Origin of the sequence: Streptomyces sp. CB02414, assembly GCF_001905385.1 — a bacterium.
Classification (GTDB): Bacteria; Actinomycetota; Actinomycetes; order Streptomycetales; family Streptomycetaceae; genus Streptomyces.
Genome location: NZ_LIPF01000001.1, coordinates 776110 through 789074, shown reverse-complemented (window position 1 = coordinate 789074; position 12965 = coordinate 776110). Strand labels below are relative to the sequence as shown.

At 72.5% G+C, this 12965-nt stretch carries 14 protein-coding genes; 4 read left to right on the top strand and 10 right to left on the bottom strand.

The window, feature by feature from the left end; all coding sequences use genetic code 11:
- Positions 1–4: 4 nt before the first annotated feature.
- Genes AMK11_RS03650 through AMK11_RS03640 form a run of 3 tightly spaced genes read left to right on the top strand, consistent with a single transcriptional unit; the run spans position 5 to position 2306 of the window.
- The gene (locus tag AMK11_RS03650; protein WP_073722953.1) at positions 5–358 is read left to right on the top strand and encodes a histidine triad nucleotide-binding protein; all 354 of its coding nucleotides are present in this window, start codon (positions 5–7) and stop codon (positions 356–358) included.
- 23 nt (positions 359–381) lie between these two features.
- Positions 382–1287, top strand: a complete 906-nt coding sequence (locus tag AMK11_RS03645) for a ribonuclease Z (RefSeq protein ID WP_073722951.1) — start codon at positions 382–384, stop codon at positions 1285–1287.
- Between the two features lie 20 nt (positions 1288–1307).
- Positions 1308–2306, top strand: coding sequence for an adenosine deaminase (locus AMK11_RS03640; RefSeq protein WP_073722949.1), 999 nt, complete (start codon positions 1308–1310; stop codon positions 2304–2306).
- 3 nt (positions 2307–2309) lie between these two features.
- Here AMK11_RS03640 and AMK11_RS03635 read toward each other — a convergent pair whose 3' ends face one another.
- Positions 2310–3662 (bottom strand): MFS transporter, encoded by a 1353-nt coding sequence (locus AMK11_RS03635; RefSeq protein WP_073722947.1) that lies wholly within the window; start codon positions 3660–3662, stop codon positions 2310–2312.
- A gap of 349 nt (positions 3663–4011) precedes the next feature.
- Here AMK11_RS03635 and AMK11_RS03630 point away from each other — a divergent pair, with 349 nt between their 5' ends.
- Positions 4012–5148, top strand: a complete 1137-nt coding sequence (locus tag AMK11_RS03630) for a carbohydrate kinase family protein (protein ID WP_073723922.1) — start codon at positions 4012–4014, stop codon at positions 5146–5148.
- A 34-nt stretch (positions 5149–5182) separates the two neighbouring features.
- On the opposite strand, the gene era is transcribed toward AMK11_RS03630, so the two are convergent.
- The 9 genes from era to AMK11_RS03585 form a co-directional block, all read right to left on the bottom strand.
- The gene (era, locus tag AMK11_RS03625; RefSeq protein WP_073723920.1) at positions 5183–6136 is read right to left on the bottom strand and encodes a GTPase Era; all 954 of its coding nucleotides are present in this window, start codon (positions 6134–6136) and stop codon (positions 5183–5185) included.
- A gap of 70 nt (positions 6137–6206) precedes the next feature.
- Complete coding sequence (locus AMK11_RS03620) at positions 6207–6560, bottom strand: cytidine deaminase (protein ID WP_073722945.1); 354 nt, start codon at positions 6558–6560, stop codon at positions 6207–6209.
- Positions 6561–6597: 37 nt separating this feature from the next.
- Positions 6598–6969 (bottom strand): MmcQ/YjbR family DNA-binding protein, encoded by a 372-nt coding sequence (locus AMK11_RS03615; RefSeq protein WP_073722943.1) that lies wholly within the window; start codon positions 6967–6969, stop codon positions 6598–6600.
- Positions 6966–8270, bottom strand: coding sequence for a hemolysin family protein (locus tag AMK11_RS03610; protein WP_073722941.1), 1305 nt, complete (start codon positions 8268–8270; stop codon positions 6966–6968). Before AMK11_RS03610 ends, AMK11_RS03615 begins: the two co-directional genes overlap by 4 nt.
- On the bottom strand, positions 8267–8764 hold the full coding sequence (gene ybeY, locus AMK11_RS03605) for an rRNA maturation RNase YbeY (RefSeq protein ID WP_073722939.1): 498 nt from the start codon (positions 8762–8764) through the stop codon (positions 8267–8269). Before ybeY ends, AMK11_RS03610 begins: the two co-directional genes overlap by 4 nt.
- Positions 8765–8776: 12 nt before the next feature.
- Positions 8777–9856, bottom strand: coding sequence for a PhoH family protein (locus AMK11_RS03600; RefSeq protein ID WP_073722937.1), 1080 nt, complete (start codon positions 9854–9856; stop codon positions 8777–8779).
- Between the two features lie 121 nt (positions 9857–9977).
- Positions 9978–11294 (bottom strand): GH1 family beta-glucosidase, encoded by a 1317-nt coding sequence (locus AMK11_RS03595; RefSeq protein WP_073722935.1) that lies wholly within the window; start codon positions 11292–11294, stop codon positions 9978–9980.
- A gap of 57 nt (positions 11295–11351) precedes the next feature.
- Complete coding sequence (locus AMK11_RS03590; protein ID WP_073722933.1) at positions 11352–11618, bottom strand: protealysin inhibitor emfourin; 267 nt, start codon at positions 11616–11618, stop codon at positions 11352–11354.
- Between the two features lie 21 nt (positions 11619–11639).
- The gene (locus tag AMK11_RS03585) at positions 11640–12716 is read right to left on the bottom strand and encodes a M4 family metallopeptidase (RefSeq protein WP_073722931.1); all 1077 of its coding nucleotides are present in this window, start codon (positions 12714–12716) and stop codon (positions 11640–11642) included.
- Positions 12717–12965 lie beyond the last annotated feature (249 nt).

Below are 12965 nucleotides of genomic sequence, written 5' to 3'. Positions count from 1 at the left end.
CCCCATGGCGGGCGAGCCACAGGACGACTGCCTGTTCTGCAAGATCGTCGCAGGCCAGATCCCCGCGACGATCGTCCGCGAGACGGAGACGACCGTCGCCTTCCGCGACATAAACCCCCAGGCCCCCACCCACGTCCTGGTGATCCCCAAGGCCCACTACCGGGACGCCGCGGCCCTCGCGGCCGGCGCCCCGGAACTCGCCGCGGACGTCCTGCGCGAGACCCAGGCGGTCGCCGACGAGGAGAAGCTGGACAGCTACCGCACCATCTTCAACACCGGCACCGGCGCGGGCCAGACCGTCTGGCACACCCACGCCCACGTCCTCGGCGGCCGGGGCCTCGAATGGCCCCCCGGATAACCGGCCGACTCGGGTAACCCACGATGTCCGTACGTGAACTCGTCGTCCTCGGCACCGCCAGCCAGGTCCCGACCCGGCACCGCAACCACAACGGCTACCTGCTCCGCTGGGACGGCGAGGGCATCCTGTTCGACCCCGGCGAGGGCACGCAGCGCCAGATGCTGCGCGCCGGGGTCGCCGCCCACGACCTGAACCGGATCTGCGTCACCCACTTCCACGGCGACCACAGCCTCGGCCTGGCCGGCGTCATCCAGCGCATCAACCTCGACCAGGTCCCGCACGAGGTCACCGCCCACTACCCGCGCTCCGGGCAGCGCTTCTTCGACCGCCTGCGCTACGCCACCGCCTACCGCGAGACGGTCGCCCTCACCGAGACCCCGGTCGCCACCGACGGCCCCCTGGCCGTCACCCCCGCCTACACCCTCGACGCCCGCAAGCTCTCCCACCCCGTCGAGTCCTACGGCTACCGCCTCACCGAGCCCGACGGCCGCCGCATGCTGCCCGACCGCCTGGCCGCGCACGGCATCAAGGGCCCCGACGTCGGCCGCATCCAGCGCGAGGGCGCCCTGAACGGCGTACCGCTGGACGCGGTCAGCGAGGTCCGCCGCGGCCAGCGGTTCGCGTTCGTCATGGACACCCGGCTGTGCGAGGGCGTGCACGCGCTCGCCGAGGGCTGCGACCTGCTGGTCATCGAGTCGACGTTCCTCGACGAAGACGAGACCCTGGCCACCGACCACGGTCACCTCACCGCGGGCCAGGCCGCACGCGTCGCCCGGGACGCGGGCGTGCGCCACCTGGTCCTGACCCACTTCAGCCAGCGCTACTCCGAGCCCGAGGAGTTCGAGCGGCAGGCGCGGGCGGCCGGCTACGAGGGCGAGCTGACCGTGGCCCGCGACCTCACCCGCGTCCCCGTTCCGAAACGTCGGTGAGACCGCCGTACGATGCTCTGATGCCCCTGCCCAAAGCTGAACTGCACCTCCACATCGAAGGCACCCTGGAACCGGAGCTGGCCTTCGAACTGGCCGCCCGCAACGGCGTGGCCCTGCCCTACGCGGACGAGGACGCCCTGCGCGAGGCGTACCGCTTCGAGGACCTCCAGTCCTTCCTGAACCTGTACTACGAGCTGATGGCCGTCCTGCGCACCGAGCGGGACTTCGAGGACCTCACCAACGCCTACCTGGCCCGCGCCGCCGCGCAGGGCGTGCGGCACGCGGAGATTTTCTTCGACCCGCAGGCGCACCTGGCCCGGGGCGTGGAGATGGGCACGGTGGTGGAGGGGCTGTGGCGTGCGCTGGGCGCCAGCCGCGCGAACCACGGTGTCTCGACCCGCCTGATCATGTGCTTCCTGCGCGACGAGTCCGCCGAGTCGGCGATGCGGACCCTGGACGCCGCCAAGCCGTACCTCGACCGCATCACCGGTGTCGGCCTGGACTCCGCGGAGGTCGGCCACCCGCCGGTGAAGTTCCGCGAGGTGTACGAGGCCGCCGCCGCCCTCGGCCTGCGCCGCGTCGCGCACGCCGGCGAGGAGGGGCCGCCCGCGTACGTCGTCGAGGCCCTGGACGTCCTCGGCGCCGAGCGGATCGACCACGGCCTGCGCTCGACGGAGGACCCGGCACTGGTCGAGCGGCTGGTCCGCGACCGCGTCCCGCTGACCCTGTGCCCCCTGTCCAACGTCCGCCTGCGCACGGTCGACACCCTGGCCGACCACCCGCTGCCCGCGATGCTGGACGCCGGGCTGATGTGCACGGTCAACTCCGACGACCCGGCCTACTTCGGCGGCTACGCCGGCGACAACTTCGACGCCGTGCGCCGGGCCCTCGGCCTCACCGAGGACCGGCTGCGGGAGCTGGCCCGCAACTCCTTCCTCGCCTCCTTCCTGGAGGACGACGAGGAACTGCGGGCGCGCTGCCTCGCGGAGGTGGACGCGTACGAGTTCCCGGGGGCGTAGGACTCAGCCCGTCCCGGACCCCGGTGTGGCCGCGGCCTGCCGGGGTCCCGCCGTGTCGTAGGCGCGCTGGACGGCCACCGCCGGGGCGTCCACGTCGATCTCCACGACCGGCTGCTCCACCGCACCGACCTCCGGGACGGCACCGCTCGGCGTACCCGTGGCGGCGGCGACCAGCGCGGCCGGGGTGCCGCCGCGGCGGCGGATCGCGCCGGGCAGCAGCGGGCGCCCGCCGGTGTGCAGGGCGACGGCGGTCATCGGCGTGGCGACCAGCAGCAGACCGGCGGCCAGCACCAGGCCCATGCCCGCGTAACCGGCCTGCGCCGACAGCACACTGCCGGCCAGCGGCCCGGCCGCCGTCCCCAGCGAGGACGCCGAGCCGACGAGCACCGCCCACCGGCCGCGCGCGTCCAGCGAGGCGGCGAGGCCGATCAGGTACGACAGCACCACCGGGTACAGCGTGTTCCAGGCGATCTCCCCGGTCGCGAAGGCGGCGGGCGAGGTCGCCGACGCGGTGAGGGCGATGCAGACGGCGATGACCACGGTCCCCGCCCCGATGGGCATCGCCCGCCCCAGCCGCGGCCCGAGCGCCCCGGCCACCAGCACACCCACCAGCCCCGCGCCCAGCGCGACGGCGAACACGACCCCCAGAGCGGCGTCGCCCAGACCGGCCTGCGTCAACCCGATCCGGCCGCTGACGCCCCACAGGGAGTTCTGCGCCATGGACCAGCACAGCACCGCGGCGGCGAGGACCAGCCCCGAGCGGCGCCGGGGGAGCGGGGTGTCGGTGCCGATCCCGGAGTGCGCGGCCGGCGAGGCGGCGGTTCCGCCCGGCAGCCGCCCGGTCAGCGGCCACACCGCGAGCGCCGTCAGCGCGATCGCGGCGAGCGGCAGCCCGTGCGCCCGCCCGAGGTGCGGCACCGTCAGGTACACCGCGCCCGCCAGCGCGGACACGGTCAGCAGGCCCGCGGTGGAGGCGCGGTGGGGGTCCTTCTCGGCGGCGATCCGGGTGGCGGCGACCGTGGTGGCCGTGCCCGACCCGAAGCCGCCGAGCATCGCGCCGGCGACGACGGCGGGGACGGCGGTGGTGAGCGAGGCGGTGCCGTAGCCGACGACGGCCAGGGCGAGACCGAGGCGGGCCAGCGTCCGGGCGCCGGTCCGCTGTACCCGGGAGGCCAGCAGGAAGCCGGCGCTCGCCGAACTCAGCAGCAGCACGCTGCCGACGGCGCCCGCCTGAGTGGTGGTCAGCGGAAGGCTGGTGTCGAGTCTGCCGACGGTGGTGGGCAGCAGATACGGGGGCAGGTACCCGGCCGTGAAAAGGGCGACGAGGGGCCAGGGAGTGGTGCGGGGGGCGAACACGGGCGTTCCCAGGGCATGCGAAAGGAGGGTGGGAAGGGGAGGGGGCGACGACCGTCGACTGACCGGAACGCGCGGGCAATTTGTATCAAGCGCGGGCGGGCGGGAAACAGGCGAGGGTGTGTGATCTGAGTCACAGAACAGTTTGGTAGTTTCAAGTCTGGGTAACAGTTGCCGCCCGGCTCGGTGTGGGCGGCCGCGACGGCGTCGCGTGGGGGTGTGACGCCGGGGCCGGACACCGCCCCGCCGTCGGTGGCGTGGTGCACACTGGCGGGGTCCGCACCATGCCAGGGAGCGCACCGTGACAGCGTCCGCCGTGTCCACCGCGTCCGACGTGCCCGCCATGCCCGTCATGCCGGCCGACGAGAGGACGCACCGCCACGCCCCGCCCGAGGGATCGCACCACCGGCCCCAGGTCGATCCGCTCGCCGCCCTGCGCACCCCGCAGGACCCGCCCTGGGACGTCTACCTGACCGGCACCGTCTTCCTCGACGTGATCTTCACCGGGCTCGACTCCGCCCCCGTGCGCGGGACCGAGTCCTGGGCCCGGGGGATGGGGTCGAGCCCGGGCGGCATCGCCAACATGGCGACCGCGCTGGCCCGCCTCGGCCTGCGCACCTCGCTGGCCGCGGCCTTCGGCGACGACCACTACGGCGACTACTGCTGGGACGCCCTGGCCCAGGGCGAGGGCATCGACCTGGGCCCCTCGCGCACCGTGCCCGGCTGGCACTCGCCGGTGACGGTCTCCATGGCCTACGAGGGGGAGCGCACGATGGTCTCCCACGGCCACGAGCCGCCCCCGGAGGAGCCGTCCCCCGACTGCCCGCCCGGCGCCCGCGCCGCGGTCGCCTCCCTCGCACCCGGCGTCAGCGCCCCCTGGATCGCCCGGGCCGCCGCCCGCGGCACCCGGGTCTTCGCCGACGTCGGCTGGGACGACACCGGAGCCTGGGACCTGGCCGCGCTGCCCGACCTCGCGCACTGCGAGGCGTTCCTGCCGAACGCGGAGGAGGCCATGCGCTACACCGGCGCCCGCTGCCCCCGCGCCGCCGCGCACGCCCTGACCGAGCACGTGCCGCTCGCCGTGGTCACCCTCGGCGCGGACGGCGCCTACGCGGTGGACCGGCGCACGGGGGAGAGCGCCGAGGTCCCGGCGATCGAGGTCGAGGCGCTGGACCCGACCGGTGCCGGGGACGTGTTCGTCGCCGGGTTCGTCACCGGCACCCTGGCCGGCTGGCCGCTCGCCGACCGCCTGGCCTTCGCCGGGCTGACCGCCGCGCTCTCCGTCCAGGAGTTCGGCGGCTCGCTGTCGGCGCCGGGCTGGTGCGAGATCGCGACCTGGTGGCGCAAGGTCCAGTCGCTGGAGGACCAGGACCCGGCGGCCCTCAGCCGCTACGCCTTCCTGGCCGGCCTGGTCCCGGACGACCTGGTGGCCCCCTGGCCCCTGCGCCGCGCGGTCCCGACCATCGGCTTCCGCCCCCCGACGCCCTGACCGCCGCACGGGCCCCCGGGGGCCCCGGGCGTGCTCAGAACCCGAGCCGCCGCAGCTGCTTCGGGTCGCGCTGCCAGTCCTTGGCGACCTTGACGTGCAGGTCCAAGAAGACCGGCGTGCCGAGCAGCGCCTCGATCTGCTTGCGGGACTTGATGCCGACGTCCTTCAGGCGCTTGCCCTTGGGGCCGATGATGATGCCCTTCTGGCTGGGGCGTTCGATGAAAACGTTGGCGTGGATGTCCAGGAGCGGCTTGTCGGCGGGACGGTCCTCGCGCGGGAGCATCTCCTCGACGACCACCGCGATGGAGTGCGGCAGCTCGTCCCGTACGCCCTCCAGCGCGGCCTCCCGGATCAGCTCGGCGACCATGACCTGCTCGGGCTCGTCGGTCAGGTCGCCCTCGGGGTAGAGCGCGGGGCCCTCGGGCAGCAGCGGGGTCAGCAGGTCGGCGAGCAGGTCCACCTGCTTGTTGCCCGTGGCCGACACCGGGACGATCTCCGCCCAGGTGATGCCCAGCTCCTGGCCCAGCTGGTCGATGGCGATCAGCTGCTCGGCCAGTGTCTTGCCGTCCACCAGGTCCGTCTTGGTGACGATCGCGACCTTCGGGGTCTTCTTGATCCCGGCAAGCTCCTTGGCGATGAAGCGGTCGCCGGGGCCCAGCTTCTCGTTGGCCGGCAGGCAGAAACCGATGACGTCCACCTCGGCCCACGTGGTGCGCACCACGTCGTTGAGCCGCTCGCCCAGCAGCGTGCGCGGCTTGTGCAGCCCCGGGGTGTCCACCAGGATCAGCTGGGCGTCCTCCCGGTGCACGATGCCCCGCACGGTGTGCCGGGTGGTCTGCGGACGGTTCGAGGTGATCGCCACCTTCTGCCCGACCAGAGCGTTCGTGAGGGTGGACTTGCCCGCATTGGGGCGGCCCACGAAGCAGGCGAAGCCGGCCCGGTGAACAGCCTCGGCCGGTTCTTCGGATGACTGGGTACGAACGCTCATGGCGCCCATTGTCCCTGATCCCCGGAGCCCCGCCGCACCACCTCCGTGGCGCGCGGGCCCGGAACCGCCGTCAGCCCACGCTGACCGTCTCCCGCACCGTCCCGTCCGGCGCGGCCACCAGCACCGGCGTCCCAGGACCGCCCAGGTCCCGTACGGCCGCCCGGTCCTCCTCCGAGGCGGTCTCCGCCTCCGTCACCACCGCCGCCGCCTCCAGCGACTTCGCGCCGGACGCCACCGCCATCGCCACCGCCGTGCGCAGGGCGCTGAGCTGGAGGGAATCCAGGGCTACCGTGCCGGCGACGTAGGTGCGGCCGGTCTCGTCGCGTACGGCGGCGCCCTCGGGGACGCCGTTGCGGGCCCGGGCGGAGCGGGCCAGGGTGACGATCTTGCGGTCCTCGGGGTCGAGGTCGGGAGTCTCGGTCATGGGGTGAGCATACGTAGCACCGCGGGCCACCCAGCCCTCAGGGACGGTCGAGACGGAGCCGGTCGGCGCGTGGCAGGCCCGCGACGACCAGGTCGTACGAGTCCTCGACCAGCTCCCGGACGAGACGGTCCGGGAGCCCGCCGCCGGGTCCGCCGGCCACGGTCACCGTGTTCCAGTGGCGTTTGTTCATGTGCCAGCCCGGGACGATCAGCCCCGGGTGACCGGCGCGCAGGCGGATCGCGTCGTCCGGGTCGCACTTCAGGTTGGCGGTGAGCGAGTCCCCGTCCAGGAAGGACAGCGCGAACATCTTCCCCAGCACCTTGAAGACCGAGGTCTCCGGGCCGAAGGGGAAGTCCTCCACGGCGGCGTTGAAGGACAGGCAGAAGTCGCGCAGCTCCCCGGGGGTCATTCGGACGCGGCCTCCGTCGCGGGCCTCGCCGCGTTGACCGGCTCCACCAGCACCGTCACGATCTTGTTCCGGCGCCCCGCCGCGGCTTCCGCCGTCAGGCGCAGCTCACGCCCGTCGGGCAGCTCCACGATCGAGGAGGCACCGGCGATCGGCACCCGGCCCAGCGCCTTCGCGAGCAGACCGCCCACCGTCTCCACGTCCTCGTCGTCGAACTCCTCCAGGCCGTACAGCTCGCCCACGTCACCGATGTCGAGGCGGGCGGTGACCCGAAAGCGGTTCTCGCCCAGCTCCTCGACCGGCGGGAGCTCCCGGTCGTACTCGTCGGTGATCTCGCCGACGATCTCCTCCAGGATGTCCTCGATGGTGACGATGCCGGCCGTGCCGCCGTACTCGTCGATGACGACGGCGACGTGGTTGCGGTCCTTCTGCATCTCGCGCAGCAGGTCACCGGCGTTCTTGGTGTCGGGCACGAAGGACGCCGGGCGCATCGCCGTGGAGACCAGGTCGCTCTCCGCCTCCCGGCTGATGTGCGTCCGGCGGGCCAGGTCCTTCAGGTACACGATGCCGACGACGTCGTCCTCGCTGTCCCCGGTGACCGGAATGCGCGAGAAACCGGAGCGCAGGGCCAGGGTGAGCGCCTGGCGGACGGTCTTGTACCGCTCGATGACGACGAGGTCGGTCCGCGGGACCATGACCTCCCGCACCAGGGTGTCGCCCAGCTCGAACACCGAGTGCACCATGCGGCGCTCCTCGGCCTCGATCAGCGACTCCTTCTCCGCGTAGTCCACCAGCGCCCGCAGCTCCGCCTCGGAGGCGAAGGGACCGCGCCTGAAGCCCTTGCCGGGCGTGAGCGCGTTGCCGATGAGGATCAGCAGCGACGGGACGGGCCCCATGATCCGGGCCAGCGGCACCAGCACGTACGCCGCCGCCGTCGCCGTGTTCATCGGATGCTGGCGACCGATGGTGCGCGGGGAGACCCCTACCGCGACGTACGAGACGAGCACCATCACCGCGATGGCGATGAGCAGGGCCTCGGTGGTGTTGGCGAACTCCTTGAGGCAGGCGTACGTGACCAGCGCCGCGGCCGCCATCTCGCAGGCCACGCGGACCAGCAGCGCCACGTTCAGATAGCGCGTCGGGTCGGCGGCGACCTTGGCGAGCTTCGCGCCGCCGCGCCGCCCCGACCGCACGGCCTCCTCGGCGCGGAAGCTGGAGACCCTCGCGAGCCCCGCCTCCGCGCACGCGGCGAGCCAGGCGATCACCACCAGGGCGACCGCGCCGGCGACCAGGGGGAGGCTCATGAGACGGTCGGTGCCGGGGACGGGCCGGTCAGACCCTTCTCCGCACGCCAGCCGTCCACGATGGCGGCCTGCAGTGAGAACATCTCGGCCTTCTCGTCCGGCTCCTCATGGTCGTAGCCGAGCAGGTGCAGCACCCCGTGGACGGTGAGCAACTGGAGCTCCTCGTCCATGGAGTGCCCCGTCGGTGCCTCGGTGCCCTGCTTGGCGGCGACCTCCGGGCAGAGCACGATGTCACCGAGCAGCCCCTGCGGCGGCTCGTCCTCGTCCTTGCCCGGCGGACGCAGCTCGTCCATCGGGAAGGACATGACGTCCGTCGGACCCGGCAGGTCCATCCACTGGATGTGCAGCTGCTCCATGGCGTCGGCGTCCACGACGATCACCGAGAGCTCGGAGAGCGGGTGGATGCGCATCCGCGCGAGCGCGTAGCGGGCGATGTCGAGGATCGCCTGCTCGTCGACCTCGGTTCCGGACTCGTTGTTGACGTCGATCGACATGGTGGTGCTGGTCTACTTCCCCTTGGTGCCCTTGGCACCGGACGCCCTGCCGTGCGGCTTGTGCGCGCCGTTCTCGGTGCCGTGGTCGCTGTCGTACTTCTCGTAGGCGTCGACGATACGGCCCACCAGCCGGTGCCGGACGACGTCCTGCGACGACAGCCGGGAGAAGTGGACGTCCTCGACACCCTCCAGGATCTCCTGCACCTGCCGCAGACCCGACTTGGTGCCGCCGGGCAGGTCGACCTGCGTCACGTCACCCGTGATCACGATCTTCGAGTCGAAGCCGAGCCGGGTGAGGAACATCTTCATCTGCTCGGGGCTGGTGTTCTGCGCCTCGTCCAGGATGATGAACGCGTCGTTCAGCGTCCGGCCGCGCATGTACGCCAGGGGCGCGACCTCGATCGTCCCCGCCGCCATCAGCCGCGGGATCGAGTCCGGGTCGAGCATGTCGTGCAGCGCGTCGTACAGCGGGCGCAGGTACGGGTCGATCTTCTCGTAGAGCGTGCCCGGCAGGAAGCCGAGCCGCTCGCCGGCCTCGACCGCCGGGCGGGTCAGGATGATGCGGTTGACCTGCTTGGACTGCAGGGCCTGCACCGCCTTGGCCATCGCCAGGTAGGTCTTGCCGGTGCCCGCGGGGCCGATGCCGAAGACGATGGTGTGCTTGTCGATCGCGTCGACGTACCGCTTCTGGTTCAGCGTCTTGGGGCGGATCGTGCGGCCGCGCGAGGACAGGATGTTCTGCGTGAGCACCTCGGCCGGGGTCTCCTGGCCGTCGCTCTCCCCGTTCTCGCTCGCCTTGAGCATGGCGATCGAGCGTTCCACTGCGTCCTCCGTCATCGGCTGCCCGGTGCGGAGCACCAGCATCATCTGGTCGAACACGCGCTGGACGAGGCCCACGTCGTGGGCGTCGCCGACCGCGCTGATCTCGTTTCCCCGGACGTGGATGTCGGCCGCCGGGAAGGCCTTCTCGATCACGCGCAGGAGGGAGTCGCCGGAACCCAGTACGGTCACCATGGGGTGCTGGGCGGGGACGGTGATCTGTGCTCTCGCCTGCCCCTGCGCGGGAGTGTGGGCTGAGGGTGTCTGAGTCATGGGCCGGCGCTCTAGGCCTGCTCGTCCTCCTCTGCGGCGTCCGCCGCGTGACGGGTGTGTCTGCTGTCTCCAGCGTACGACTCCCCGCCGACAGCACCGAGGGCTTTTATCGGACTGACGTTCACAGCCGGCCGCGCACCAGGTCCCGGTACCAGCCGTACGACGCCTTGGGCGTGCGTTCCAGCGTCGTGAAGTCCACGTGGACCAGCCCGAACCGGCGCGCGTACCCCTCGGCCCACTCGAAGTTGTCCAGCAGCGACCACACGAAGTAGCCGCGCACGTCCACCCCGGCCGCCAGTGCCCGGTGCAGGGCGCGCACGTGCCCGTCGAGGTAGGCGATCCGGGCGCGGTCGTCGAGCCCGTCGTAGGAGCAGCCGTTCTCGGTGATCACGACCGGCGGGAGCCGGTCGCCGTAGCGGTCGCGGAAGCCGGTCAGCAGCTCCGTCAGGCCCTCGGGGACGACCGGCCAGCCGAAGTCGGTCAGCGGCCGGCCCTCGACGGCGACCACCGAGAACGGCAGCTCCGCGGGCAGCGTCACGCCCCCGAACTCGATCTCCGCACCCCGCGGGGCGGCCACCCGCGTCGGCGCGTAGTAGTTCACGCCGTACCAGTCCAGCGGCTCGGCGATGACCTCCAGGTCGGCGTGCACGTCCCCCGGCATCAGCTCCCCGACGCCCTCCGGGTACCGGCCGGTCAGCACCGGGTCGGCGAACATCCGGTTCAGCAGGACGTCGTAGAACTCCGCAGCCTCCCGGTCGGCCGCCCCGTCGGAGGCCGGCCAGGTCGGCCCGTGCGAGTTGGCGATGCCGACGTCGGTGGCGCCGCACGCGCGCAGGGCCCGTACCGCCAGCCCGTGCGCGAGGAGCTGGTGGTGGGCCACGGGCAGGGCGTCGAACAGCAGCCGCTCGCCCGGCGCGTGCACACCGAGCGCGTGTCCCAGCAGGGTGTGCTCGGCGGGCTCGTTGAGGGTGATCCACTTGCCGACGCGGTCGCCGAGCCGGTCCGCGACGGCCGACACGTACTCGGCGAACCGGGCCGCCGTGTCCCGCTCCCGCCAGTCCAGCCCGGCCGGCAGGTCCCAGTGGAAGAGCGTCGGCACCGGACGGACGCCCGCCGCGCACAGCTCGTCCACCAGGCGGTCGTAGAAGCCGAGGCCGCCGGGGGAGTCCACCCGCGGCCAGGAGACCGAGAAGCGGTAGGCGCCCACGCCCAGGTCCGCCAGCAGCGCCACGTCCTCGCGGTAGCGGTGGTAGTGGTCGCAGGCCACCGCCGCCGTCGAGCCGTCCTTCACGCGCCCGGGCACGGCCGTGAAGGCGTCCCACACGGACGGCCCCCGCAGGCCGGCCGCGCCCTCGATCTGGTGCGCGGACGTCGACACGCCCCACAGGAAGCCTTCCGGGAACCCCGGCATCGCGTCCGTGCCCGACTCAGTCGCCATGCGCGGATCATCCGTACCGCCGGTGAGGGAAGTCAACGCCCCTGCGAACGAACGGGGTTACGCCCCCTCCTTCAGCACCCGCGAGATCAGCCGCCGCTGCTCCTCGGTCAGCCGGGGATCGGCGGCGTACACCGTCGTGCCGTCCACGGTGATCTGGTAGCTGAACCCGTCGGGCACCCCGACGGGCCGCGTGGTCCGCGCGTCGGCGACCGCCCGCTCGGCCAGGGCGTGCCACTCCGCCGCGTCGGGGCGGCCCGCGGTCTCGACCTCCGCGTGGCGTTCGATGCCCGCGAAGCCTCCTGTGCGCCTCACCTGAATCCGCATGGACCCGTGTCTAGTACGGAACTACAGAGTCCGCACCCCGACCTGTTCCCAGGCCTTGCGCACCGCCTCCAGCTCCTCCGCGTCCCCGTACCGCTCCCGGGCCGCCTTCACCGTGAGCGTCGCGAAGTCCGCGAACAGCGCGTCCTGGGCCAGCTCGCCGCCGGTCAGCACGTCGTACCAGACCAGTCCCGCCCGCTCCCAGGCGTGCCCGCCGAGCGCGGTGGCGACGAGGTAGAAGGCGTGGTTGGGGATGCCGGAGTTGATGTGGACGCCGCCGTTGTCGCGGCCGGTGCGCACGAAGTCGTCCATCGTCGCGGGCTGCGGGTCCTTGCCCAGCACGTCGTCGTCGTAGGCCGTGCCAGGCTCCTTCATGGAGCGCAGCGCCACACCCGTCACGCGCGGGGCGAGCAGCCCGGCGCCGATCAGCCAGTCGGCCTCGGCGGCGGTCTGGCCGAGCGAGTACTGCTTGATGAGGGCGCCGAAGACGTCGGACACCGACTCGTTGAGGGCGCCCGGCTGGCCGTAGTAGGTCAGGTTGGCGGTGTGCTGGGTGACGCCGTGGGTCAGCTCGTGGCCGATGACGTCGAGGGGGATGGTGAAGTCGAGGAAGATCTCCCCGTCCCCGTCACCGAAGACCATCTGCTCGCCGTTCCAGAAGGCGTTGTTGTACTCGCGGTCGTAGTGGACCGTGGCGTCCAGCGGGAGTCCGGCGCCGTCGATGGAGTCGCGTCCGTACACCTTCAGGAAGTGCTCGAAGGTGGCGCCCAGGCCCGCGTAGGCGCGGTTCACGGTGGCGTCCTTGCCGGGCTCCTCGCCCTCGCCGCGGACCTTCCTGCCCGGCAGGTCGGTGCCGTGCCGGGCGTCGAAGACGGTGCGCTGCGGCTGCCCGGCCTCGGCACCGGCGCCGGGGCGCGGGGCGACGGTGGGGGCGCCGATGACCGTGGTCAGCGAGCGGTGGGTGCGCTCGAAGGCGTCGCGCTGGAGGGTCCGGCGGGCGGGTCCGGCGAGTACGGGGTCCTCGTGCTGGGCGAGCTTGTCGAGGACGTGGGGCGGCACGATGGTGCAGAAGACGGGCTCGAAGCCCCCGTATGTCGTCATGTCCGGCACCCTTGCACTGCGTGACACCGCTGTCACGACCCGCAACCACGATTGGTGAAATCCGGCGCTCGGGCGTCCCTCCAGCCAGGTCTGAGTGGTATGGGGCACTTTTTGTCCCGGTTCTCCCCGTGGTCCCGCATACTGATACGGACCCGCGTGACCGGCGTGACTCGGCTAAGGTGCTGGGCACCATGCGTTTCGGGCTGCTTCTCCTTAGCTGCCGCGGCGAGGGCCTGTAAGAGGCCGACT

Coding starts and splice junctions, on each gene's coding strand:
- AMK11_RS03650 (WP_073722953.1), top strand. CDS start 5: ATGGCGGGCGAGCCACAGGACGACTGCCTGTTCTGCAAGATCGTCGCA.
- AMK11_RS03645 (WP_073722951.1), top strand. CDS start 382: ATGTCCGTACGTGAACTCGTCGTCCTCGGCACCGCCAGCCAGGTCCCG.
- AMK11_RS03640 (WP_073722949.1), top strand. CDS start 1,308: ATGCCCCTGCCCAAAGCTGAACTGCACCTCCACATCGAAGGCACCCTG.
- AMK11_RS03630 (WP_073723922.1), top strand. CDS start 4,012: ATGCCGGCCGACGAGAGGACGCACCGCCACGCCCCGCCCGAGGGATCG.
- era (WP_073723920.1), bottom strand. CDS start 6,136: ATGAGCGTTCGTACCCAGTCATCCGAAGAACCGGCCGAGGCTGTTCAC.
- AMK11_RS03620 (WP_073722945.1), bottom strand. CDS start 6,560: ATGACCGAGACTCCCGACCTCGACCCCGAGGACCGCAAGATCGTCACC.
- AMK11_RS03615 (WP_073722943.1), bottom strand. CDS start 6,969: ATGACCCCCGGGGAGCTGCGCGACTTCTGCCTGTCCTTCAACGCCGCC.
- AMK11_RS03610 (WP_073722941.1), bottom strand. CDS start 8,270: ATGAGCCTCCCCCTGGTCGCCGGCGCGGTCGCCCTGGTGGTGATCGCC.
- ybeY (WP_073722939.1), bottom strand. CDS start 8,764: ATGTCGATCGACGTCAACAACGAGTCCGGAACCGAGGTCGACGAGCAG.
- AMK11_RS03600 (WP_073722937.1), bottom strand. CDS start 9,856: ATGACTCAGACACCCTCAGCCCACACTCCCGCGCAGGGGCAGGCGAGA.
- AMK11_RS03595 (WP_073722935.1), bottom strand. CDS start 11,294: ATGGCGACTGAGTCGGGCACGGACGCGATGCCGGGGTTCCCGGAAGGC.
- AMK11_RS03590 (WP_073722933.1), bottom strand. CDS start 11,618: ATGCGGATTCAGGTGAGGCGCACAGGAGGCTTCGCGGGCATCGAACGC.
- AMK11_RS03585 (WP_073722931.1), bottom strand. CDS start 12,716: ATGACGACATACGGGGGCTTCGAGCCCGTCTTCTGCACCATCGTGCCG.